Source organism: Herpetosiphon geysericola, assembly GCF_001306135.1.
Lineage (GTDB): Bacteria > Chloroflexota > Chloroflexia > Chloroflexales > Herpetosiphonaceae > Herpetosiphon > Herpetosiphon geysericola.
On sequence record NZ_LGKP01000046.1, the window covers coordinates 43,376 to 67,024 of the forward strand.

23 protein-coding genes and 1 tRNA gene are annotated in these 23,649 nt (G+C 51.9%); 18 read left to right on the top strand and 6 right to left on the bottom strand.

Features of this window, described 5'->3' with window-relative positions; all coding sequences use genetic code 11:
• Positions 1-396: 396 nt before the first annotated feature.
• The 12 genes from SE18_RS26200 to SE18_RS26255 all read left to right on the top strand — a co-directional run bounded on the left by SE18_RS26200 (position 397) and on the right by SE18_RS26255 (position 13,855).
• Positions 397-1,329, top strand: a complete 933-nt coding sequence (locus SE18_RS26200; RefSeq protein ID WP_407928519.1) for a 4-hydroxyproline epimerase — start codon at positions 397-399, stop codon at positions 1,327-1,329.
• Entirely contained in the window at positions 1,326-2,435 is a 1,110-nt protein-coding gene (locus SE18_RS26205) for an NAD(P)/FAD-dependent oxidoreductase (protein ID WP_054537436.1), read from the top strand. The genes SE18_RS26200 and SE18_RS26205 overlap by 4 nt, the downstream gene beginning before the upstream one ends.
• Positions 2,432-2,674 (top strand): 2Fe-2S iron-sulfur cluster-binding protein, encoded by a 243-nt coding sequence (locus tag SE18_RS26210; protein WP_054537437.1) that lies wholly within the window; start codon positions 2,432-2,434, stop codon positions 2,672-2,674. The genes SE18_RS26205 and SE18_RS26210 overlap by 4 nt, the downstream gene beginning before the upstream one ends.
• A complete protein-coding gene (locus SE18_RS26215; RefSeq protein WP_054537438.1) occupies positions 2,664-3,890 on the top strand; it encodes an NAD(P)/FAD-dependent oxidoreductase in 1,227 nt (408 codons plus the stop codon). The genes SE18_RS26210 and SE18_RS26215 overlap by 11 nt, the downstream gene beginning before the upstream one ends.
• Entirely contained in the window at positions 3,887-4,801 is a 915-nt protein-coding gene (locus SE18_RS26220) for a dihydrodipicolinate synthase family protein (protein ID WP_054537439.1), read from the top strand. Before SE18_RS26215 ends, SE18_RS26220 begins: the two co-directional genes overlap by 4 nt.
• Positions 4,792-6,360, top strand: a complete 1,569-nt coding sequence (locus SE18_RS26225) for an aldehyde dehydrogenase (NADP(+)) (protein ID WP_054537440.1) — start codon at positions 4,792-4,794, stop codon at positions 6,358-6,360. The genes SE18_RS26220 and SE18_RS26225 overlap by 10 nt, the downstream gene beginning before the upstream one ends.
• Before the next feature lie 278 nt (positions 6,361-6,638).
• Complete coding sequence (locus tag SE18_RS26230; RefSeq protein WP_054537441.1) at positions 6,639-7,460, top strand: hypothetical protein; 822 nt, start codon at positions 6,639-6,641, stop codon at positions 7,458-7,460.
• Between the two features lie 196 nt (positions 7,461-7,656).
• Positions 7,657-9,018, top strand: a complete 1,362-nt coding sequence (locus SE18_RS26235) for an ATP-binding protein (protein WP_054537442.1) — start codon at positions 7,657-7,659, stop codon at positions 9,016-9,018.
• Between the two features lie 12 nt (positions 9,019-9,030).
• Positions 9,031-10,575, top strand: a complete 1,545-nt coding sequence (locus SE18_RS26240) for a CpaF family protein (RefSeq protein WP_054537443.1) — start codon at positions 9,031-9,033, stop codon at positions 10,573-10,575.
• Positions 10,576-10,693: 118 nt separating this feature from the next.
• Positions 10,694-12,151 (top strand): hypothetical protein, encoded by a 1,458-nt coding sequence (locus tag SE18_RS26245; RefSeq protein ID WP_054537444.1) that lies wholly within the window; start codon positions 10,694-10,696, stop codon positions 12,149-12,151.
• 114 nt (positions 12,152-12,265) lie between these two features.
• A complete protein-coding gene (locus SE18_RS26250; protein WP_054537445.1) occupies positions 12,266-13,270 on the top strand; it encodes a GNAT family N-acetyltransferase in 1,005 nt (334 codons plus the stop codon).
• 279 nt (positions 13,271-13,549) lie between these two features.
• Complete coding sequence (locus tag SE18_RS26255) at positions 13,550-13,855, top strand: YciI family protein (protein WP_054537446.1); 306 nt, start codon at positions 13,550-13,552, stop codon at positions 13,853-13,855.
• A 49-nt stretch (positions 13,856-13,904) separates the two neighbouring features.
• On the opposite strand, the gene SE18_RS26260 is transcribed toward SE18_RS26255, so the two are convergent.
• Entirely contained in the window at positions 13,905-14,819 is a 915-nt protein-coding gene (locus SE18_RS26260) for an isoaspartyl peptidase/L-asparaginase family protein (RefSeq protein WP_054537447.1), read from the bottom strand.
• Between the two features lie 210 nt (positions 14,820-15,029).
• A complete protein-coding gene (locus tag SE18_RS26265) occupies positions 15,030-15,788 on the bottom strand; it encodes a class I SAM-dependent methyltransferase (protein WP_054537448.1) in 759 nt (252 codons plus the stop codon).
• Positions 15,789-15,838: 50 nt separating this feature from the next.
• Between SE18_RS26265 and SE18_RS26270 the strand changes: the two genes are divergently transcribed.
• The 5 genes from SE18_RS26270 to acpS all read left to right on the top strand — a co-directional run bounded on the left by SE18_RS26270 (position 15,839) and on the right by acpS (position 20,428).
• Positions 15,839-16,699, top strand: a complete 861-nt coding sequence (locus SE18_RS26270; RefSeq protein WP_054537449.1) for an STAS domain-containing protein — start codon at positions 15,839-15,841, stop codon at positions 16,697-16,699.
• A gap of 9 nt (positions 16,700-16,708) precedes the next feature.
• Positions 16,709-17,563, top strand: a complete 855-nt coding sequence (locus SE18_RS26275; protein WP_054537450.1) for an STAS domain-containing protein — start codon at positions 16,709-16,711, stop codon at positions 17,561-17,563.
• A 76-nt stretch (positions 17,564-17,639) separates the two neighbouring features.
• Positions 17,640-18,674: a response regulator gene (locus tag SE18_RS26280; RefSeq protein WP_054537451.1), complete on the top strand. Its 1,035-nt coding sequence runs from the start codon at positions 17,640-17,642 to the stop codon at positions 18,672-18,674.
• 9 nt (positions 18,675-18,683) lie between these two features.
• Complete coding sequence (locus tag SE18_RS28415; RefSeq protein ID WP_083470181.1) at positions 18,684-19,964, top strand: dCTP deaminase domain-containing protein; 1,281 nt, start codon at positions 18,684-18,686, stop codon at positions 19,962-19,964.
• Between the two features lie 80 nt (positions 19,965-20,044).
• On the top strand, positions 20,045-20,428 hold the full coding sequence (gene acpS, locus SE18_RS26290) for a holo-ACP synthase (RefSeq protein ID WP_054537452.1): 384 nt from the start codon (positions 20,045-20,047) through the stop codon (positions 20,426-20,428).
• Positions 20,429-20,485: 57 nt separating this feature from the next.
• Here acpS and SE18_RS26295 read toward each other — a convergent pair whose 3' ends face one another.
• Both SE18_RS26295 and SE18_RS26300 read right to left on the bottom strand, forming a co-directional pair.
• Positions 20,486-21,544, bottom strand: a complete 1,059-nt coding sequence (locus SE18_RS26295) for a hypothetical protein (RefSeq protein ID WP_054537453.1) — start codon at positions 21,542-21,544, stop codon at positions 20,486-20,488.
• Positions 21,545-21,655: 111 nt separating this feature from the next.
• Positions 21,656-21,741 (bottom strand) — tRNA-Leu (locus SE18_RS26300).
• Between the two features lie 98 nt (positions 21,742-21,839).
• Here SE18_RS26300 and SE18_RS26305 point away from each other — a divergent pair.
• Positions 21,840-22,397: a GNAT family N-acetyltransferase gene (locus SE18_RS26305; protein WP_054537454.1), complete on the top strand. Its 558-nt coding sequence runs from the start codon at positions 21,840-21,842 to the stop codon at positions 22,395-22,397.
• Here the strand turns inward: SE18_RS26305 and SE18_RS26310 are convergent.
• Positions 22,394-23,011, bottom strand: a complete 618-nt coding sequence (locus SE18_RS26310; RefSeq protein ID WP_054537455.1) for a YigZ family protein — start codon at positions 23,009-23,011, stop codon at positions 22,394-22,396. The genes SE18_RS26305 and SE18_RS26310 overlap by 4 nt on opposite strands.
• Positions 23,012-23,028: 17 nt before the next feature.
• A complete protein-coding gene (locus tag SE18_RS26315; RefSeq protein WP_054537456.1) occupies positions 23,029-23,649 on the bottom strand; it encodes a response regulator in 621 nt (206 codons plus the stop codon).

A 23,649-nucleotide genomic window follows, 5' to 3' on the forward strand; every position in this document is an offset into this window, starting at 1 on the left:
ATAAACCCGCTATTGTAGGAGTTGGGGATCGGTTGTTGGGGATTGGGGGTCGGAACCGCGAAGGACACGAAGTTTGATCCACGAAGCGCACGAAGAGCACGAAGGGGGAATAGAAACATAGTCACATTCCAGCACCTAAATATTTGGGGTGCAGGGGCTGAAAACCCCTGCGTCTCCCGCCTTGAGGCGGGACGGAAGGGTGGTGAAACGAACGTGCATGAACCAGTGACGAAAACCACCAAGAACACGAAGGACACGAAGTTTTGAGCCATGAAGGGGGATGCGACTTTAGACGTTTGGCTCTTAGAAGCATCAACGGGTTGGCAACAGACGGTTGGCACAGCACGCGATACCGATCCCCAGCCCCTGACCCCCGACCACTCGTTACAAGGAGGCATAATGCACATTGCAATCATCGATTCGCATACCGCTGGCGAACCAACTCGCATTGTCATTAGCGGCGGCCCTGAGCTTGGCGGCGGCACAGTTGCCGAGCAACGGGCTGTGCTGGCCCAACACTACGATTGGCTGCGCTCGGCGGTGGTCAACGAACCTCGCGGCTCCGATGTACTGGTCGGCGCAATTTTATGTCAACCAAGCGACCAACGCTGTTGCACTGGCGTGATCTTCTTTAATAATGTTGGCTATCTGGGCATGTGCGGCCATGGCACGATTGGCTTGGTTGCAACCCTCGCCCACCTCGGCAAAATCGGGGTTGGCGAGCACCTGATTGAAACACCCGTCGGCATCGTCAGCGCAACCTTGCACCCCGATGGCCAAGCAACAATCGAAAACGTGCCAAGTTATCGCTATCGTGCCAATGTTGCGCTCGATCTGCCCAATCATGGCCGAATTCATGGCGATATTGCTTGGGGCGGCAATTGGTTTTTCTTGGTCAACGACCATGGACAAGATCTTAGTTTGGCGAATGTCGAGCAGCTGACCAATTTTAGTTGGCAGATTCGCCAAGCCCTCGAAGCAGCCAAAATTACTGGCGCCAACAATGACCTGATCGATCATATTGAATTGTTTGGGGCTGGAACTGACGGAGCCAACAGCCGCAGTTTTGTGCTTTGCCCGGGCAAGGCCTACGATCGTTCGCCCTGTGGCACGGGCACAAGCGCCAAATTGGCCTGCCTCGCCGCCGATGGCAAACTAGCTCCAAACACAACTTGGGTGCAAGAAAGCATCATTGGCAGCCGCTTTCACGCAGAATATCGCAATACTGGCGAGGCAATTATTCCCAAAATTACAGGCTCGGCCTATGTCACGCTTGAAGGCCAACTGATTCTGCACGAGGCAGATCCGTTTCGCTGGGGGATTCAATGAGCAGCGCGATCATCGTCGGCGGCGGGATTGTGGGCTGTGCAGTGGCGCTGGAATTGGCCCAAGCTGGCGTGCAAGTTACCCTCATCGAGCGCGATTGCCTTGGCAGCGGGGCAACGGCAGCTGGCATGGGCCATATTGTGGTGATGGATGAGGGCGAAGCGCAATTAAAGCTTACTTTGTATGGCCAGCAACTCTGGCAAGCGCTCACCGCCACACACCCACAGCGCCATGAATACCATGAATGCGGCACATTGTGGGTTGCCACCGATGCTGAAGAATGGCAAGTAGTTGCTGAAAAAGCAGTGGTTTATCGCCAGCACCAAATTGCCTGCAAAATATTGGATGCAGCGGCCCTGTATGCCCACGAACCAGCGCTGCGAGCGGGCTTGGTAGGCGGTTTATTAGTACCAAACGATAGTGTAGTCTATCCACCCAAAAGCGCAGTGTACCTGTGGCAACAAGCTGAAACCCATGCAGCCAAACTGGTGTACGGCGAAGTGAGCAGCATTCAACCCAACACTGTTTCTTTGAGCGATGGACGCCAACTACATGCCGATGCGATTGTGGTTGCCAATGGTCAGCGTTGCATTGAGCTATTGCCAGAGTTGCCAATTCGTGCCAAACGCGGCCAATTGGTGATTACCGAGCGCTATCCCAGCTTGATCAAGCATCAGCTGGTCGAATTAAGCTACATCAAAAACGCCCATGCGAGCAGCGGCGATTCGGTGGCTTTCAACCTTCAGCCACGGCCCAACGGCCAACTGCTGATTGGCTCCTCGCGCCAGTTTGATCGCACCGATCGCCAAATCGATCAACAGTTATTAAGCATGATGTTACGCAAAGCGATTGACTATGTGCCAGCGCTGGCCGATGTACGCTGCCTGCGCACTTGGACTGGCGTGCGTGCCGCGTCACCCGACGGCTTACCGCTAATTGGCCAGCACCCTGAGCATACGTGGTTGTGGGTGAATGTTGGCCACGAAGGCTTGGGAATTACGACCGCGTTGAGTAGCGCCCGCCTGTTGGCCGACCAAATGCTACAACGCCCAGCAGCGCTCGATCTTCAACCCTACCTGCCACGCGGCTTGCAGCAGGAGCAACGATGAAACAAATTCACATTTCAATCAATGGCACACGCTATCAGGTTGCTGAGCACAGCAATCTCGCCGCCGTGCTGATGCACAACGCCATCGTCAATCGGCGCTCGGTTAGCGGCGAGCCACGCATGGCCGTCTGTGGTATGGGTAGCTGTGGCGAGTGCCGCGTCACAATCAACCAGCAAGCTCATCAACTGGCCTGCTTGCAACAATGCTCCGAGGGCATGGAGGTACAGTGTGAGCCTTAATCTGGTCATTGTCGGGGCTGGTCCAGCAGGTTTGGCCGCCGCCTGGAGTGCAAGCCAAAGCAAGGCTAATGTCATCCTGATCGATCAATATGATCAGGCTGGTGGCCAGATTTGGCGTGGTGGAGCAAATGCTGCGCCGAAGCGTTATCAACATTTGTTTGCCCAGCAGACCAAACTGCGTTATCTCAATAAAAGCCATGTGCTTGGCGCGAACGACGATCACTTGTTTTTGGCAACACCGAATGGGCCACAACAACTCGCGTTTGATCGCTTGATTTTGGCCAACGGCGCCCGCGAATTGTTCTTGCCGTTTCCTGGCTGGACGCTGCCTAAAGTGCTGGGGGTTGGCGGCTTGCAGGCCTTGGTCAAAGGTGACTTGCAGATTGCAGGCAAAAACGTTGTCGTTGCAGGCAGCGGCCCGTTGTTGGTTGCGGTCGCTAGCCAATTAAAACAGCGTGGCGCAATCGTTAAAGCGCTGGTTGAGCAAGCGCCATTGGGCCAACTGTTGGGTTTTGGTAGGAGCTTGGCTGGCTATCCAAGCAAAATCATGCAAGCAGCCCAAAGCCTAGCCAGTTTGCGCAATACGCCGTTTTACCCAAATACATGGGTCGTGGCAGCTGAAGGCAATGGCGCGGTGCAACAGGTGCGTTTAAGCAATCATCACAGCATCGAATGCGATTATTTGGCCTGCGGCTGGGGCTTAATTGCCAACACTGAGCTAGCCCAACAACTTGGTTGCACGCTCAAACACGGCTCGGTGCTGGTTGATCGCAGCCAACAAACGAGCGTCAATCATATCTATGCTGCTGGCGAATTAACTGGCATTGGCGGCGAAGATAAAGCAATCATCGAAGGCCAAATTGCGGGCTTTGCAGCAACTGGTAATTATCATGCGGCCAGCCAATTGGCCCACAAGCAAGCCCAAGCCCGCCAATTTAGTCAACAATTAGCAACCCGTTTCGCCCTGCGGCCAGAGTTAAAGCAACTTGCGCAGGCCAATACGCTGGTTTGTCGTTGCGAAGATGTGCCATTTGAACAATTGCAAACACAGCCATCGTGGCGCAACGCCAAACTCCAAACTCGCTGTGGCATGGGCATGTGCCAAGGCCGAGTTTGCAGCGGCGCAACGCAATATTTGTTCGGTTGGGGTCAAGATAGCGTGCGCTTTCCGATTCATCCGGTCAGCGTCGCCGATTTATTAATGGAGTCAATATGAGCATGTGGCATGGAATTATTCCGGCAATTACCACCCGTTTTAATCACGATGGCAGCGTTGATCATGGCTTTTTGGCCGAGCACTGCCGTTGGATGTTGGATGCTGGCTGTGTGGGGATCGTGCCGCTTGGCTCGCTGGGCGAGGGCGCAACTCTCAGCGCTGCTGAAAAGCAGGCAATTCTGCAAACCTGCGTCAAGGTTGCTGGCAAGAATCCTGTTATTCCTGGGATTGCGGCACTTTCAACTGCCGAGGCTTGTCAGCTGGCCCAAATTGCCGAAGCCGAAGGCTGCTCAGGCTTAATGGTCTTGCCGCCATACCTGTATTCAACCGATTGGCACGAAATGCAAGCCCATATGAGCGCCGTCATCAGCGCCACCGAGCTACCAGTGATGATCTACAATAATCCGGTGGCCTATCGCACCGATTTTGTGCCCAGCCAAATTGGCGAATTAGCCGAGCGCCACCCAAATGTGCAGGCAGTTAAAGAATCGAGCACTGATGTGCGGCGGGTAACGGCAATTCGGGCCGAGCTTGGGCAACGGCTCGAAATTCTGGTTGGGGTTGACGATGCGATTGTTGAAGGCATTGCTGCTGGCGCGGTGGGCTGGATTGCTGGCTTGGTTAATGCCTTTCCCCATGAATCAGTCGAATTATTTCACTTGGCGCAGGCCGTTAGCGCAGGCCATGGCGATCGCGAACGTTTAGCAGCGATGTATGCTTGGTTCTTGCCATTGCTACGCCTCGATACCATGCCAAAATTTGTCCAATTGATTAAACTAACCCAAGCAATGGTGGGCATGGGCAGCGAAACTGTCCGCGCACCACGGCTTGAATTAGTTGGAGCCGAGCGCGAAGCAGCAGTCGCGGTGATTGAACAAGCCCTCGCGCGGCGGCAGGAGTTATGGCCATGAAACCTATTTTGATCAACGGTGAATGGCAGCTTGGCGATTATGTTGGCAGCTTTCAGGCAACCAACCCGACAACTGCCCAAACCATCGCCACTGAATACCCAATTTCTGGGCGTGGCGATTTAGAACTCGCCTTAAATGCTGGAGTTGCAGCCTCGCGTGAACTGGCGCAAAGCAGTGCAGAGCAACGCGCAACATTTCTCGAACACTATGCAGACTTAATTGAGGCCAATCGTCAACAATTAAGCGAGCTAGCTCATAGCGAAACAGGTTTGCCAATCGAGCCACGTTTGAATAGCGTAGAATTGCCGCGCACAGTCAATCAATTACGTCAAGCTGCGAATGCTGTGCGCAACCATACCTGGGAATTAGCAACGATCGACACAAAAGCCAATATTCGCTCGTTATATGGCAGTTTGGCTGCGCCAGTCGCCATTTTTGGGCCAAATAATTTTCCGTTTGCCTACAATGCGATTGCTGGCAGCGATTTTGCCTCAGCCATCGCCGCAGGCAACGCCGTGATTGCCAAGGGCCACCCAAGCCATCCGGCTACCACTGAACGCTTGGCCCAATTGGCGCATGAGGCGGTTGTGGCAGCTCGTTTGCCAGCAGCGAGTGTGCAATTGCTCTATGGCTTGCCCGACGAATTGGGCTTGGCGCTGGTCAGCCATCCATTAATTGGCGCGATTGGCTTCACTGGCTCGCGGCGTGCAGGCTTGGCGCTCAAAGCTGCTGCCGATCAAGCGGGCAAAGCAATTTACCTTGAAATGTCGAGCATCAACCCAGTTGTGATGCTGGCGGGAGCTGTAACCGAGCGCGCCGAAGCCTTGGCGGCAGAATTTGCTGGCTCGTGTACCTTGGGTGCTGGTCAATTTTGCACCAACCCAGGCTTGCTAATTTTAGAACATTCAGCAGCAAGCAATGATTTTATTGAAGCAACCAAAACTCATTTCAGCCAATACCCAAGCCTAACGTTGCTTAACCAAGGCGTTTTGGCAGGCATCGAAGAGGGCATCAGCGCGTTGCAAGACGCAGGCGCGCAAGTATTGGTTGGCGGCCATGGGTTGGATGATGGCTATCGCTATGCCAATAGTTTGCTGTATGTGGCTGGCAACAGCTTTCTCGCCAATCCTCAAGCACTCAGCCACGAAGTCTTTGGCCCAGTCAGCCTGATTGTGGAGTGTGCCGACCAAGCCGAGGTTTTGCAAGTTCTCGATTGTCTTGAAGGCAATTTGACTGGCAGCATCTACAGCAGCAGCGCTGGCACAGACGAAGCGTTTTATCAGGTGGTAGCCGAGCGCTTACGAGCAAAAGTTGGGCGTTTGCTCAACGATAAAATGCCAACTGGCGTGGCAGTTAGTTCGGCCATGAACCATGGTGGGCCGTATCCGGCGACAGGCCATGCAGGCTGGACGGCAGTTGGCTTTCCAGCAACAATTCGACGCTTTGCGGCGCTACACTGCTACGATAATGTGCGCGAATCACGCTTGCCCAGCATTCTGCAAAACGCCAATCCGCAGGCAATTTGGCGCTTGGTCGATGAGCAATGGAGCAATGCTTAATTCTTGAAGCAAAACCTGAGATTGGGTACTTCGATGTAGGTTTTCCACCCTTCCGTCCCGCCAGCGGGAGACGCAGGGGGGTTTCAGCCCCCTGCACCCCCAAATATTTAGGTGTTGGAATGTTCCTATGTTTCTATTCCCCCTTCGTGCTCTTCGTGGATCAAAACTTCGCGTTCTTCGTGGTTCCCGTTTACCCCAGCCAAATCAGCAAGCAATCATTGTCAGAGCCAAGCGCAGCATGCTAGACTGACGGCAGTTTTGCCAACAGGAGCATTGCGATGGCTAGCATAAAACCTCAATTATCGCCATGGGTTCGAATTATGTTTTTGATTGTTGCGCTGGTGTTAATTGCTGGCGTTTCGTTGTTGCTGGCCCCAAATTTGGTTGGGCCACGTTGGCCTTGGGCATTACGTCCGTTTGCGACCCGCTTTTTAGGTGCGGTCTATGCTGCTGAAATGGTGGCGGTGCTGTGTACGCTCATCATCAAGGATTGGTCGGTGGCACGCTTGACCATCCCGCAAGCTGTGACCTTTACCACTGTGGTTACGGGAGCATCATTGGCATGGCTGAGTAATTTTGATTTTGCGCGGCCAATCGTCTGGCTTTGGTTCATTATCTACACGATTCCAACCTTAGTCTTGGGCTGGTTTTGGTGGCAGTATCGGGCTTGGCCAGCGGTCAATCCGCAAGCGCTTGGCTGGTTGCGCAGCATCTTATTAATCGAAGCCTTGGTTTTAGCAGGCTATGGAGTTGCTTGTATTGTTGCGCCAGCTTGGGCAACCGCTTTTTGGCCATGGAACATTGATGCGTTTCATGCCCAAATTTATAGCGCTTTGTTCATCACGGGAGCAATCGGCGCATGGATCGTTGCTGGCGGTGGCAATCGCCATGAATTATTGACCCTTGGTGGCAGCCAAGTCGTCCTAGGCTTGGGCGTAATTGCAGGTTTAGCACTGGTCGATGTTGGCGCAGCAAACCTAAGCGTGCCATGGGCTAGCCTTGGAACACAGATTTGGGTCGCAAGTTTTGGGTTAATTGCCTTGGTTGGGGGGTTATTGATTGGGCGGGCATTGCAACAGCGGCGTTCAATCGGCGGGTAAACTTCTCCCCGCTTCCCTCGGGCTCGAAAACCTTGAGCCCGCGCTACGCCTCGTCGTGCATTGTACCACAACTCTAGGTTGCCCGTGCTTGCAGGCTCAAGTATAATATTGATTATTGTTCATTCGGTGTGCGCAGATAGGGGAGATCTGCCAATCCCCGCCGATCTTAACTTGTTGAAGCTCAGGAGATCACATTATGTCTGCGTTTCCTTTACGTGAATTTGCTTCGACTGCTCAACCATCCGTTGATAATGGGCCGCAATTTCCCAACGAACCAACTTCGATCGAAGAAACCGGGCTTGGGATGGGTTTTATTGCCGATCTTGTCCTAAAAGTTATTTATTTCAATGGCACCATTAGCGCCCAGCGGATCTCAGAGCAAACCTGTTTGCCCTATCTCAACGTCATCGACAAAGTGCTTCAGTTTCTCAAAATGAGCGAGTATGTCGATATTGTCGGGGCGGAGCAAGGCTTTGGCGAACGTTCGTATCAATATGTCATTACCTTGCAAGGCTCACGCAAAGTCAACGAGGTGCTTGATCGCTCGCAATATGCTGGGGCAGCGCCAGTACCGCTTGCAGCCTACATCGAGATGGTCAATCGCCAGTCGATTGGTGGCATGACAATCAATCAACAACGGATTCGCGAAGCCTTCAAGGATCTCGTTGTCAACGACGAAATGCTCGATAAAATTGGCCCTGCTGCCAACTCGGCACGTTCACTATTCCTCTATGGCCCGCCAGGCAATGGCAAAACCACCATCGCCGAAGGGATTTCGCGGATTATGGGCGGCTCAGTCATGCTGCCTTATGCAGTCGAAATTGATGGCCAAGTGATTAAGCTTTACGATCCGCTCAATCACGCGATTTTGACCAAGCCCGAAATGCGCCAAGATGATGTACCAGCGCCCTTTGGCGCAGTTGCCACAACGATTCCGCCTGCACCTGATCGGCGTTGGTTGCACTGTAAACGGCCACGGGTGATGGTTGGTGGCGAGTTAATTTTGGAACAATTGGAGCTTATCTTCGATCCGATCTCCAAAGTCTATGAGGCGCCCTACCAAATGAAAGCCAACGGCGGCTTGTTCCTGATCGACGACTTTGGGCGGCAACGCTGTCGGCCAGAAGAATTATTGAACCGCTGGATCGTGCCGCTCGAAAAGAAAATCGACTTTTTGGCCTTACAAACTGGCAAAAAAATCGAAATTCCTTTCGATGTGTTGATCGTCTTTTCGACCAACCTCGACCCCAAGGGCTTGGTTGATGATGCCTTCTTGCGGCGGATTCGGCATAAGATTGAGGTTGCCAACCCAACGCCCAACGAATATCGCGATATTTTCCGCATCGTGTGCAAATCCAAGGGTGTGCCCTATAGCGACGATGGCTTGCGCTATTTGATTCAAGAACACTATTTCAAAGTCAACCGCGAATTGCGCTGTTGTCACCCACGCGATTTGCTTGATCAAGTGCTTGATGAAGCCAAATATCGTGGCCAACCGCCCCAAATGAACAAAGACCTTTTGGATCGGGCTTGTGAAGCCTATTTTGTCAAAATGTAGTGAGGTCAAGCTATGTCACTTCTCAAACGTCTTGGAAGCACGCCAACAAGCCCAGAACCAGCTGCACCACCAGCCCCAGTTCAACCAATGGCTGGCGAGCAATCAATGCCTGAATATCGTTCATCGTCGTTGACGCCGCTAAGCCCACCACCGCCACCAGCCCCAAGCTCGGCCCCAATGCCAAGTGGCAACTTGAGCGCCTTGGCTGGCTCAAGCTCTGGCCTCAGCGCTGGCACAATCAACACCAGTGGCTTTTTGGTACTCGCCGATCGCGATGCGCATCGCAAATTACTTGAGCTTTCACTCTGGATTGTCGATAAAATTCAGGCTTCGGTTGGCTCGCAAACCCAGCTGCAACGCAACGAAGATTCCGAGCGGCTGATTCAAGAGCGCTTTACCACCTTCGTCCGCCAATCGAGCACAAACCTTGATCAAGATGGCATGAAATTGCTCTATCAAATGGTGCTTGATGAATTATTTGGCTTCGGCCCGCTTGAGCAACTGATTCGCGATGATAGCATCACTGAAATTATGGTCAACAGCGCCACCGTGGTGTATGTTGAACAACGAGGTAAATTGACCCTTTCACCAGTTATTTTCGCCTCGGAAGATCATGTGCTCAAAGTGATCGACCGGATTATTCGCCCACTTGGGCGGCGGGTTGACCGCAAGTGGCCAATGGTCGATGCACGTTTGCCTGATGGCTCGCGGGTTAATGCGATCATTCCACCATGTGCAATCGATGGTTCATCGTTGAGTATTCGTAAATTCTCCAAGAAAAAGCTCCAAGTCAGCGACTTGATTAACTATGGCTCAATGACCAAGGAAATGGCCGACTTCCTCAATGCCTGTGTGGTCAGCGCCATGAACCTGATCGTCTCTGGCGGTACTGGTTCTGGGAAAACAACCTTGCTCAACGTGCTTTCCAACTTCATCCCCGATCACTACCGCATTTGTACGATTGAAGACTCAGCAGAACTTCAACTCGGTAAAGATCACGTTATCCGACTTGAATCCAAGCCAGCAGATGTTGATGGCTCTGGCTTGGTGACCATCCGCGACCTTGTGAAGAACTCGCTGCGGATGCGCCCCGACCGGATTGTGGTCGGGGAAATTCGCGACGGCGCAGCGCTCGACTTGCTCCAAGCAATGAATACTGGCCACGACGGCTCAATGTCGACTGTCCACGCCAACACGCCGCGCGACGCAATTCGGCGTTTGGAAACCTTGGCCTTGATGTCGGGCTTGGATTTGCCAGTCGCGGTTATTCGCGAGCAAATTGCCTCGGCAGTGCATGTGATTGTGCAACAAGCGCGTTTGCGCGACGGCTCGCGGAAAGTTGTAGCGGTGACCGAAGTCCAAGGCATGGAAAGTGGTCAGGTTGTGTTGCAAGACATCTTCATTTTCGAAGATCAAGGCACTGCGCCTGATGGCAAAGTGTTGGGTGTTTTACGGCCAACGGGCACGCGCCCCCGCTTTACGCCAGTTCTCGAAGCCAAAGGCTTCAAATTGCCTCCATCAATCTTCGGCGCAACCTTCCCAGGCATGCGGCGCTAAGCTCAAAGCTTTTCATCAAGCAACAACCCGTAGGAATAGTGAATCCTACGGGTTGTTTGGCGCTGGCAGGGTGTGCTATGATCACTAGTAAGAATCATTCATAGCAAAGGGGAGCGTAATGGCTCGACAAACCTGGACTCGCCGAAGTGCAATCTTGGCTGGCTTGCTGCTAGCGCTGTGGGGCTGTGGGCAGTATATCGCCCCAGCCACCAAACTCGCGATTAATCCAAATGCCGACTCAGGTGCTTACTACCCAGCAATCTATGTTGATAACAACGATCTCCGGCATTATGCTTGGGCCGAATGCCAAGCAGGCAATGGCTGCGACTTAATTTATAGTCGAATGCGCGGCCCCAATGAAGTCTTACGGCATACGATCAGCGCCGATAATTCGACTGCCACCCTTGGCTACACCAGCTTAACCGGCGATATCAGCGGCACAATCCACTTGGCCTACCTTAGTAACCAAACCAGTTTGACCCAAGGCGAGCCAAGTTATCGCCCATATGTCGTCAGCATTAGCCCCGACGGCGCAACCGTCAGTCAACCAGTCAGTTTGCAAGGCGAAAGCATCAACAATAGTTTGATCAGCCCCATCGCCGTGCGCAATACCACTGGCTCACGCGTTGGCGTTGTCTACACAATGCTCATTCAAGAACAGCAAACGACGAAGCAAGCGCTCGTTTATCGCCAAATTGTGCCCAGCTTAAGCCAACCAGTGGTGATCGAAAGTGTTACCACCAACATCATCCTGATTCAACCGCACGTTGGGATTGATAGCAACGATCAAATTCATGTGGTCTATGGCAAGCGTTCGTCAATCGTCAATCAACGCAATTTTGGCGGCGACCCAACCCTTGATGAAATTCGGTATGCTCATGGCGATCTCAGCGGCATGACAGCTCGCACCGTTGATAGTTACACCAGCGCCTCAAACATTATTCCCTTTGTCTACGATCTCAGTTTGAGCGATAACGTGTATGTAACCTATATCAAGCATCCAAATGGCGCTCCACCGCGTGGAATTGCAACCGATAGCCTGCGCATCCACAATGCAACCACTAACGTGACCAGCGATTTAGTCTTGCCATCGATTCGCGAGCCATGGAGCATCAGTGAAATTAGCACCGTCAGCGATGGCACAGGTCGCCCAACTGTCTATTTTGCAGGCAGCAACAATAGCTTCAGCGATCCGTTTGTCTATGATGTTTGGCAATATGATGTCCAAGCCAGTGATGGGATTAATCTCACCAATACGCCTGCTAAGCATGAAAATAATCTTGCAAGCAGTCGCTTCCAGCTTGTTGATCTGGTTGCATGGCAGGCCGATAGTTTTAGCAGCAGCGGCTGTACAACTCAAATTATTAGCTATCGCAGTGATCTTGCCAATCAATTGCATATCGCTGAGCAGTTTCTCAACCCATTGGGCTGCACCCCAAGCGTGCTCCAAATGAGCGTTGGCAATGATGTCGCGGCTGGCGTTTGGATCTCGGTTGCCAAAAATAATCCAACCCTCAACGTTCCAGCAACTGCATTTAATAGTTATGGAACGTTTTTACCCATTACCCAACGCTAAAGCTTGTAATCAGGCCAAAGGATGACTTAACAATCAGCCTCATGCCGCTACAACAGATTGGGCTATGCGCTGATACTGCTCACAGCACTTATTTACACGATTTTTGAGGAGCCTATGCAAGCAGTAGCCCAATATACCCAGCGCCCTGCAAGTTTAGCTGATATTCCAGCAGCAGTTGCGCTAATCAACCGTTGTTCGCTTGAAGAAGCCAATGTGATCGAAATTACTGAAGCCGAGTTAGCCAGCGAGTGGGAAGATCCTGAGTTTGATATCACCACCGATAGCTTAACCATGTGGGATGGCGAAAACCTGATTGGGGTCGCAGGGGTCTTCAATCACGATCCATTTGTTCATGGCTATGGTTGGACGCGGGTACATAGCGATTATGCTGCCACCGACATCCAAAGCCAACTTTTGGATTGGTTGGAGCAACGCACCAGCCAAGATATTGCCAAAGCCCCAAGCGATGCTGCGGTCAGCGTGTATCACGGTGTGCTGAGCACCAATCACGAATTGGCCAACAGTCTGCAAGCCCATGGCTATAGCCTTGTGCGCCACTTTTTGCGCATGGTAATTGAATTGGATGATTATACGCCGCAACCAGTCCAATTGCCCGAAGGTTTGATCATTCGACCCTATGATCCGGCAACCGAATTGCCTGCGGTTGTCACAGCGGTGCGCGATTCGTTCCGCGACCATTGGGGATTTACCGAATCGCCCTTTGAAAAAGAGCTGAAACATTGGGAAGAAATGATCAGTCGCGAGCCTAATTATGATCCTTCGCTGTTCTTCATCGTCTGCGATGGTGACCAAATTGCCGCAGTTGCTATGTGTTGGAAGCACATCACCGAAGATCCAACAATGGGTTGGGTTGGTACGCTGGGCGTGTGTCGGCCATGGCGGCGCAAAGGCTTGGCCAAAGCTATGCTCTACCATGCCTTCAACGAATTTGCCAAGCGTGGCCAAGAGCGAGTTGGCTTAGGTGTCGATGCTTCAAGCCTGACTGGCGCAACTAAGGTCTATTCCGACGTTGGCATGAAGTCGGTGCGCCAATTCGACCGCTACCAAAAAGTATTGCGGCCAGGGGTTGAACTCGGTACCGAAACTGTCGAAGCCTAATAGTTCTTGGCAATCCATGGTTCGCCACCCTTCCGTTCCTCCATCAGAGGGAAACGCAGGGGGTTTTCATCCCCCTGCACCCCCTAAAGGACAATCTGGGGTGTGACAAAGATAGTGGAATAAAATTAAAATCCCATTCACAACAAGGCAGCAATACTTTACGTACTCACAATATGGAAGCAAGATTTAATGCGAAGAAACGCGCTAGATTGCTAAAATTCCAAGCCAACCACCAGAGTAGTATACTGTGGTGGTTGGCGTTTTTTTAGGAGCACTCTCATGGTCCATTTTATGTTGGAAATTACCTATACCGTGCCGCTAGAGCAAATCGAGCCCATAGTGGCTGAACACCGCGCTTTCTTACAAACAGGCTACGACCAAGGCTTGTTGCTAATGGCAGGCCCACAAAATCCGCGCATCGGCGGGATTGTGATTGCCCGTGCGGCCTCGCTTGCGGCAATTCAGGCCTTCTTCGCCAACGATCCATATCAAAGTGCCAATGTTGCTGAGTATCGTTTTGTCGAGTTCAATCCAGTTAAACATCAGCCATGGCTCGAAGAATGGGTAACAGGCAACGTTGAATAACGCTCATTGGCTGGTTGGAGGATTGATCTTGCAACCAGCCAATTGCTCCTTAATCGTGCAAAAACGGTTCGTCAGCATGCACCGCAGCAACCGCTGGCTCGTCGCCACGCCGATAGGCAAAAGCCATCCGTGGCGTATTATGCGCCCAGCCAAATTCGCCTTGAGCATTCAACACAATACACCCAGCCAAGCCTTGCACCCGCCGCTCCAAAAAGGCAATGTTGGCTTTGGCCGCTTCGTGAGGCGCAGCAGTGCGCAACTGATCAGTAACACTTTTGGCCAAACAGACTTTCATAATCGATTCGCCCCAGCCTGTGGTCGAGCAACCGCCAGTTTCATTATCTGCATACAAGCCACTGCCAACCAACGGCGAGTCGCCGACCCGCCCCGGCAATTTATTGGGAATCCCACCGGTTGAGGTAGCTGCGGCAATTGTGCCAAAACTATCAAGCGCCACCGCACCAACCGTATCGTGGGCCGAATGAAAGGCATCGCGGCCTTTGTAGTTGGGGTTTGATTGTTGTTCTTGCCAGCGTTGACGTTCACGCTCCACCACCAACTCAGCAGGATCGCACAACTCTGCGCCATGCTCGATTGCAAATTGTTCAGCACCATTGCCAACAATCAACACATAATCGCTTTCAAGCACTTGGCGGGCAACGCTAATCGGATGCCGCACCCGTTGGACTGCAGCAACCGAGCCAGCCCGCATACTCGCGCCATCCATAATCCCTGCATCCAATTCAACTTCGCCAATCGCATTCAGAAACGAACCCACCCCAGCATCAAATGTTGGGTCATCTTCGAGCACCCGAATCGCAGCTTCAACCGCATCAAGCGCCTTGCCGCCTTGTGCCAATACCGCCCAACCAGCATCGAGCGCCGCCAAACAGCCCTGTTTGTGGGCCTCAATTTGATCATCGGGCATGTTCCAAGCCCCACCATGGACAATCAGGGCAATCATCGCTGCTCCTTTGCTGCGAAGAATGAATGCTTCAATGATTGGTATTTTAATCGAATTCATGGGGGTTGGGGATTAGGGATCGGGATTTAACTCAGCGTGGCGTTGGGCTATTGGCTATCGAAGATTTATTGGAATTTCAAACCAGCCTATAGCCAAAAGCCTATAGCCTATCCATACCGATTCCCAGCCCCCAACAACCGATCACCAATATTACTTCATCGCCATCAAAATTTGCCATTGGCTCGTTTCATCGAAGGCAACGATTGGCAAGACTGCATCGCCAAACACAGCTTGCACCCGTAGGCCAGCTCGTTGCAAATGCTGCTGCCATTCGGGGAAGGTATACAAACGAATTCGCTCGCCTGGATGCACCGCCTCGCCGCCATTTGGCTCAATATAGCGATAGGCGGTTTCAATCGTACCAGTGATGGGATTAAAGTGCGATTCGCGGAGCACATAGCCTGGCCCAACCTGATGCCAACCTCGTCGATAATGTTGCATATAGCTACTAATCTGATAGGGATTGATACATTGCAGCACCAACCGCCCTTGGGGTACGAGATGATCGGCCAGATCGTTCAGCAGTTGTTGATGTTCACGATCGCTGAAAAAGCCCAACGAGCTATTCATAATCAGCACGACATCATACATTCCCAAATCGTCAAGTTGGCGCATATCGCCAGCAATCACCCGCGCGGGCAATTGTTCAGCAGTAATGTGGGCGCTCAACTGTTCAACTAAGGGCGTTGCTAATTCAACCCCATCAATGTGATAGCCACGCCGCGCCAAACCCAACAGATGCCGCCCATTGCCACAGGCCAAATCCAAAATCCGCATATCTGGGGTTAAATTCAACACCGTTTCCAAAAAATCAACTTCATTGTTGGTCAAGCTTGCGGCAACATCAGCATAAGTTGCAAACTCGTGAATTTGAAACAATTCTTCCCACCACATCCGCTGTTCATCCATTGCCACCTCGCTTATAATTTACAAACAATGCCAGTGATTGAGGGTCGCATATGTTGCCAGAAACACTTATTCAACAAATGAGCCATGGCTGGATTCACGCTCCGATTGCCTCGCTGATTTACCACCGCAGCGGGCGCGCCGAATTACTCAACCTTGCGGGAATGGAGTTATTGCAATATCAACCAGAAGAAGCCACCCAAGCGCAACAGCATTATAATCTGCATCGTGACCCTTCGCTCCAAGCGCCACTCACCAAAAATGCCATTACCTCCGCATTCGAGGGCAAAAAATCCCGCATCAGCGAGCTTGATTATGAGTTGCTGAACGTCCATGCCCGTCCATCTGGCAAGCATATCGTGGCGCGGCTCAATCTTGCTCCCTTGCGTGTCGAGGAAAAAACTGGCGAGTATATTGTGGCGTTCTTTACCGATATTACCGCTCAAGTAACAATGCGCCGCGAACTGGATGCTCGCAAGCACGAAATTCAGCTTGTAGAACAGCAACAAGAAGCGATGCGCGCCGAAATCGAGGCCCGCTCCGCTCCGGTTGTGCCAGTTCTGCCTGGCATTTTGGTGCTGCCACTGGTTGGCGCAGTCGATTCACGCCGCGCCGAATATGTGCTGAATTGTTTGTTGGAAGCTGCCTCAGAGCATAGCGCCGACACATTATTGCTTGATGTAACGGGCATTCCAGTTGTCGATACCGCAGTTGCTAATTATCTGCTGCAAGCAATCAAAGCGCTTAAGCTGCTTGGCACCGATACAATCGTCGTTGGCATCAGCCCTGAAATTGCCCAAACCTTGGTTCAATTGGGCTTGCGGCTTGAAGATATTACCACCCGCGCCGATTTGCAAAGCGGCTTGCAAACTGCGCTCCGTCGGCAAGGCCAAGTTATTCGTGCTCGTTCGTGAGGTGCGCCCATGGCTTCTAGCTTAAATACACTCATTCGTAGTAGCGCTTGGTCGGTTATGTCAATCGGATCAGCAATTTACGACAGCACTGGCAAGGCGGTCTATACCAACACTGCCTTGCGGCGGATTTTCAATCTCAGCCCAGCAGAAATGTTGGAGCTTCAGGGCAACTACAATTTATTTGATGATCCTTCGCTAGCCGATCCCGAGGTTCAGGCCGCGATCAAACGCGCCTTTGCTGGCGAAAAAGTCCTTTTGCCAACTTTAGATTATGTGATTGTCGATGCCCATGGCCAGCCAAGCAATCGCCACTTAGCTGCACGGTTTACGCTCAAACCACTGGGCGATGTTCAGCCACCAGAATATGTCGTGGGCTATTTTCACGATGTCAGCGAAGCAATGGAGCTGGAAACCCAAATTAGCGCCCGCCGCGACGAAATTGCCCGGATGAGCCAGCAAGATTCTTTGCTCAAGGCCGAAATTGCTGCGCGGGCGGTGCCAGTTGTGCCAATTTTGCCAGGTATTTTGGTCTTGCCCTTGGTTGGCGGCATCGATCCCGTCCAAGCTGATCAAATTATCACCGCTTTGTTACAAGCCAGCTCGCGCAACAACGCCGACACCGTGATTTTAGATTTGACTGGCGTGCCAGTGGTTGATACCGCTGTGGCCAACTACATTTTGCAGGCCATCAACGCGCTTAAGTTGCTTGGCACCGAAACGATTGTGGTAGGCATTAGCAACGATATCGCCCAAACGATTGTGCAATTAGGCATTCGCTTGGATAGCATCGCCACCCGCGCCGATTTGCAAAGTGGCTTAATGGCCGCCCTCGAACGCCAAAACTTGACGATCGAGTCGATCTAACGTGCTATAATCGCTGCATTATTCTCGCTCAATCTGGCTATGCCTTGGCATTGGCTTGTGGATAGGAATTTTGGTTTTGACCTTCATTTTGTTGCTTGATGAAGATCGGGCGTTTTCGGCCACGCTCGCTCGCACTTTAGAGATGGCTAGTTATCGGGTGATGCGCGAGTGGACTGAAACCAGCGCCCGCGAAGTTGCCCGCACCCAACAGCCCGACCTGATTTTGCTCGATCTTGAGCTGGGCCGCGAACAAGGCTGGGCCTTGCTTGATGAACTGGTTGGCTTGGGCTTGCGGGTCATGGTGATGTCGCATCGCAGCAGCGCCGAGGATATTGCCCGTGGCTTGCGTGCTGGCGCGACCGATTATATTACCAAGCCCTATCGCACTGAAGAATTGCTGGCACGGATTGCGATTCGCTTGCGCCAAGCCCCGCCACCTTCCCTGCAACGCGCCGATACCCGTGCGCCCAAATTGGCAGCCGAGCCTATAATCGAAACGCCTGAGCCTGAACCAGTGGTTGAGGTCGCAGCGCCTGCCTTGAATATTCCGCTTGGTCAGCGACTGCGCCAAGCTCGCAAGCAGCGCAATATCTCGCTCGTCCAAGCCAATTTGGATACTAAAATCCAAATGTACTATATTCAGGCAATCGAAGAAGAAAAATATGCCTTGTTGCCGCGTGGCAGCGCCGCCGAAGAAATTGTGCAACGTTATGCCCAATTTTTGAGCGAAGATCCAGCCCAGGCCTTGGCCGAGTTTCGGCGTTTACACCATAGCGATGTTGAAACCCTCCGCAATTTGGGCGGTCAGCCAGTGCGCTATCAACGCCGAATTTCGTGGCCGTTGGTTTTGAGCCTCGTGGCGCTGTTAACTTGTGGCTTGGGTTCAGGCGCAATTGCCCTGCTCTTCCCTGAAGAAATGCGCAACGTCACAACCAACGTGCGGGCGATGTTCAGCGACCCAACCGCCACGCCAACGCTCACGCCAACGCCGACGGCGACTCCAACATTAACCCCAACGCTCACGCCGACGGCAACCCCCAGCCCAACGCCAACAGCAACGCCAGAACCAAGCCCAACCCTTGATCCAAATGCGCCAACGGCGACGCCTTAAGGAGTTTATATGTCAATCAAAGCTGATCGCTGGATTAAGCGCATGGCCCAAGAACACGGCATGATCGAGCCATTTATCGATGGCCAAGTGCGCGGCGGAGTCGTCTCCTATGGCTTGTCGTCGTATGGCTACGATATTCGGATCGCCGATGAATTTAAAATTTTCACCAATGTCAATTCGGCAATTATCGACCCCAAAAACTTCGATCCGCGCTCATTCGTCGATGTCAAAGCTGATGTCTGTATCATTCCACCAAACTCGTTTGTGCTCTGCCGCACCATCGAATATTTCCGCATTCCGCGCAATGTGCTGTGCGTGTGCGTCGGCAAATCAACGTATGCACGCTGTTTTAGCGGCGATACTCGGGTCGCGCTGGTTGATGGCACAAACCCAACCTTGGCGGAAATGGCTAAACGCTCAGAGCAAGGCGAGCTATTCTGGGGCTATAGCATTGGGCCAAATGGCCGAATCATTGTGACGCTGCTTGAACAGCCACGCTACATCGGGCGCGACAGCTTGCTGGAAATCACGCTTGATAATGGACAGACCATCCAATGCACTCCTGATCATGAGTTTATGCGGCGCGATGGCACGATGGTGCAAGCAGCCAATTTGCGGCCAAACGATTCTTTGATGCCCTTATATCGCCAACTTTTTCGTGGCTATGAAATGGTCTATCAATTGATCAATGGCCATTATTTCCCAACCCATCGCCTAGCCGATGAATGGAATCTTCGCCATAATATTTATGCCGAGCAAGCTCATACCCATCGCCATCACATTGACCATGATCGCCTCAACAACCAACCATGGAACATCATGCGCATGGATGCTGAGTATCGCCAATTGCGTCAACCAGCAACTTTGCAATCAATCCAGACGTTAAATGATCAGCGCAATCAGACCAATCAACAGCATTACCGTCAAGCGCCAGTTGGGCAGCACACGCCCCAACCAGTCAACCACAAAATCACCGCGATCAAGGAATTGGCTGGCACACACGATGTCTATTGTTTATCGGTGCCTGAAGCTGGCAACTTTGCGCTTGATGCAGGCGTTTTTGTTTCAAACTGTGGTCTGATCGCGAATGTAACGCCCTTCGAGCCAGGCTGGGAAGGCTACGTGACGATCGAAATTAGTAATACCACCCCATTGCCAGCCAAAATCTACGCCAACGAAGGCATCGCCCAAGTGCTGTTTTTCGAGGGCGATGAGTTGCCAGAAGTGGCCTATGATGATCGTTCGGGCAAGTATCAAGGCCAAACAGGCGTAACCTTGCCGCGAATTTAATTATTGATTTGGCCATTTTAATAAATCAGCCTACAATACAAGCAACCACCATGTTCGTGGTAGCAAGGATGTAAAAGCATATGTTGGTAACAGGTGTTGATTTAATTGAGATCGATCGGATTAATCAGGCAGTTTCGCGCTGGGGCCAGCGTTTTGCCCGCCGCGTGTGGACAGAGGCAGAATGGTTGCGTTGCCGTGATAGCGCTCAATCGCTCGCCGCACGCTGGGCAGCCAAGGAAGCTGCTGCTAAAGCCCTTGGTGTTGGCTTAAAGGGCATCGGCCATCCCGCTTGTTCGGTTGCATGGCGCGAGATTGAAGTGGCTAATGATCCTCAAGGCAAGCCTATGTTGCGGCTCCACGGTGCAGCCCATCAACGCTCTGAAGAGCTAGGCATTCGCCATTGGTCGGTCAGCCTTTCGCATAGCGGCGAGCAAGCAATCGCGTTTGTGGTAGGCATGGGCTAGCTCAAATAGAATCAATGGGCGCTAGCAGTTGGCTAGCGCCCATTGATGTTTAAGCACCTAATTAGCCAAAAACGAAATCAAACGGCCTTCTGCGTCGTACAACGAAGCATCATCTGGATCATTATTATTCCAAATTGGGCCTGATGCGGTGGAATTAATCGTGCGAGTTTCGCCAGCAGCCAAACTTCCAGCCAGCGTTGCATGCAATTGGTTGCCGCGAATGCTGCAAATTCTCCAGCCATCAATCGCAACTGGCGCATTGCTCACATTTTGCAGCACAACTTTTTCGGCAGCCTTATCCACGCTAACAATTTTCACTGGATAATTGCTGGCCACGGTTGGGTCGGCTTGGCAATTATTAAACGATGGTGGTGGAGGTGCAGGAATTGGGGTTGGGGTGGGCGTAACAATCGGCGCAGGCGTTGGCGTTACTGGTGGCTGCGGCTGTGGCTGCGGAATTACGCCTCTGTTGTCCAAAACTTCTTTGCCCAATAAGCCCAGCAAAACTTTAAATTCGTCAGGATTATTAGGATGCCATTCGAGCCGCGCCCGCTCAAACCATTGAGTTTGCACCGTATCGCCATTGGCATTGGTTTCAAGATTCACGCTAGTCAACGGCAAACCAAAGAGTTGCAACGAACGGGCATAATTATCTAAGCCAGGAATTTTGAGGCCATGCGCTTGCCAATAGCTTTTGAAACCAAGCCCATTGCTTTGATCGCAAACGTTATGGCCAGTCTCTTCAAACCACAAACAGCCTTCAACTGGCCCAGCTTCACGGTCTGCAACAGCTCGCCCAAGCTGTTGCAAGCGTTCTTTGCCCAATAAGCCCAAGAGCACTTCGTAGGCAGTACCCGCATTTTCTGGGTGCACTTCAAAGCGATTGCGTTCAAGCCATTGGGTATGATAACTCATGCCCGTATCTGGGTTTGGTTCGGCTTTGGCAAAGGTAATTGGGTAGCCAAAAACTGGCAAGCCACCGTTATCGTCCCAATAATCGCTGAATGGTTCTTCCAAACAATAGGGGTTGTTGACTTCGACGAAGCATAAATTATGGGCAGCGGCGGCGCGAGGCAATAAACCAGCAAGCAGTAACAGCCAAATCCAACGGCGCATAGCAGTTTCCTCAGCTAAAAAACGTCGTTGTTAGTATACCAAAGGCTAGCTTTGTTAATTGATTAAATAACAGCAGGCCCGCTGATCAAGTCTGATCAACGAGCCTGTGGTTGGTGCCGAGGGCGGGAGTCGAACCCGCACCCCCTTGCGAGGAGAGATGTTTAAGACCTCAGCGTCTGCCATTCCGCCACCTCGGCGCAACGAGCAAGATTATAGCGCATATTAGATTTTTTGGCAAATTAGTTTTCATTTATTGATATAATATATCAGTAATTTAACCATATGAGGAATTGGCATGCGCCTTGATCATGGAATCTATACGCTGCGCGAAGCAACGAGCGCTGATTTAGCGGGAGCCCGCCAGCTGATGTTACATACCTTTGAGCACGATTTTGGGATTGGCTACGTTGCCAAATGGCATGCTGACGTTGATGATTTAGCCGGAACCTATTTGGCAAACCCGCGCCAAGTGCTGTTTGTGGCGGTCGTTCAGGCAACTGGCGAGGTTGTTGGCACATGCGCGGTGCGTACCGGCGGCCCCAAACCACCCTACAAGCCAGAATGGCTGGTGGAACGCTATAACACTGCCGAAACCGCCCAACTCGTGCGGGTTTATGTCGCTTCAGATCATCGTCGGGCAGGCTTGGCGCGTCGCTTGGTGAGTCTAACCCGTAACTGGATTCTCAACGAAGGCACATATCGTACAATTTATTTGCATACCAACCCAGCGATTGCCGGAGCCGAGCAGTTTTGGCGCTCGCTGCCAACCAGCGAAATCTACGACGATCGGCCAGATCAAGGCGAATTTCAAAATATTCACTTTGAAATGGATCACACAACGCCGATTATTTAATCATCGAGGGCAATTAATTCGCTTTCAGCATAGGTTAATTCACGAATAGCCACAGCACATTCTTGCCAGCGATCTTGAGGCAACGCCAGCATCAAGGTAATATCGCTGGCAAAATCTTCACTTTCAATCACCGGATCAAAGCTCGTCAGCAAACGCCGCAATAATTCATATTGATTGTAATTAATCGTCACCATACCAGTGCGCCGAATAACTTGTTCTTTAGTTGGTAAATCGTTGAGCGCTTTTTGCAAGGTTCCGCCATAGGCGCGTACCAAGCCGCCAGTGCCTAATTTGATCCCGCCAAAATAACGGGTTACGACCGCTGCAATATCACCAATCCCACTGCCCTGCAATACTTGCAACATCGGGCGGCCAGCGGTGCCAGCAGGTTCGCCGTCATCAGATGAGCCAATGTCAGCGTGCGGGCCAAGCCCAATTTGAAAAGCCCAACAATTGTGGTTTGCATCGGGATAGCGTGCAGCAATTGTGGCAATTGCTTGTTTAGCTTCAGCCAAGGTTGGTGCATGCACAACCGTAGCAATAAAGCGCGAGTGTTTAATATCTTGTTCAAATTTATGCTCATTCGCCGGAATTTGATAACGAGTTGAAGTCATAAAACCTATCAATCTAGCTAAATTAATTGACGCTCATAGGCAATCGAAACCGCTTCGGTACGATTATGAGCACCAAGCTTTTGAAAAATGCTGTTAAGATGAAACTTAACCGTGCGTTCAGTAATATTCAATGTATAGGCAATCTGTTTATTGGCAAAGCCTTGGGCTAAATGCTGCAAAACTTCGTGCTCACGCGGAGTTAATTCAACCAAACTCGTATCGCGCTGCACCTGGCGCAACAGTTTTGAGGCAATCAACGGGTGCAAGGTCGAGCCGCCAGCATAAATCAAACGAATTGCGGCAAATAATTCGTCGCGTGGCGCACCTTTGAGCAAATAGCCCTGCGCGCCAGCCCGCACTGCCCCAATAATCCGCTCATCAGTATCAAATGCGGTAAACACCAAAACCCGCAGCTCGGCTGTCGCGAGATTGAGCTGTTCAAGCACCGCCACGCCATCTAATTCAGGCAATTCAAGGTCAAGCAACAATAAATCGGGCTGAAGTTGCTGGCACAATGCCAAGGCTTGGCGGCCATCGCTGGCCTCACCAACTACCGCAAAATCGGCTTGGGTGCTCAAAATTGCCACTAAGCCCTCGCGCACCACCGGATGATCATCAACAACAAGAATTCGAATCAT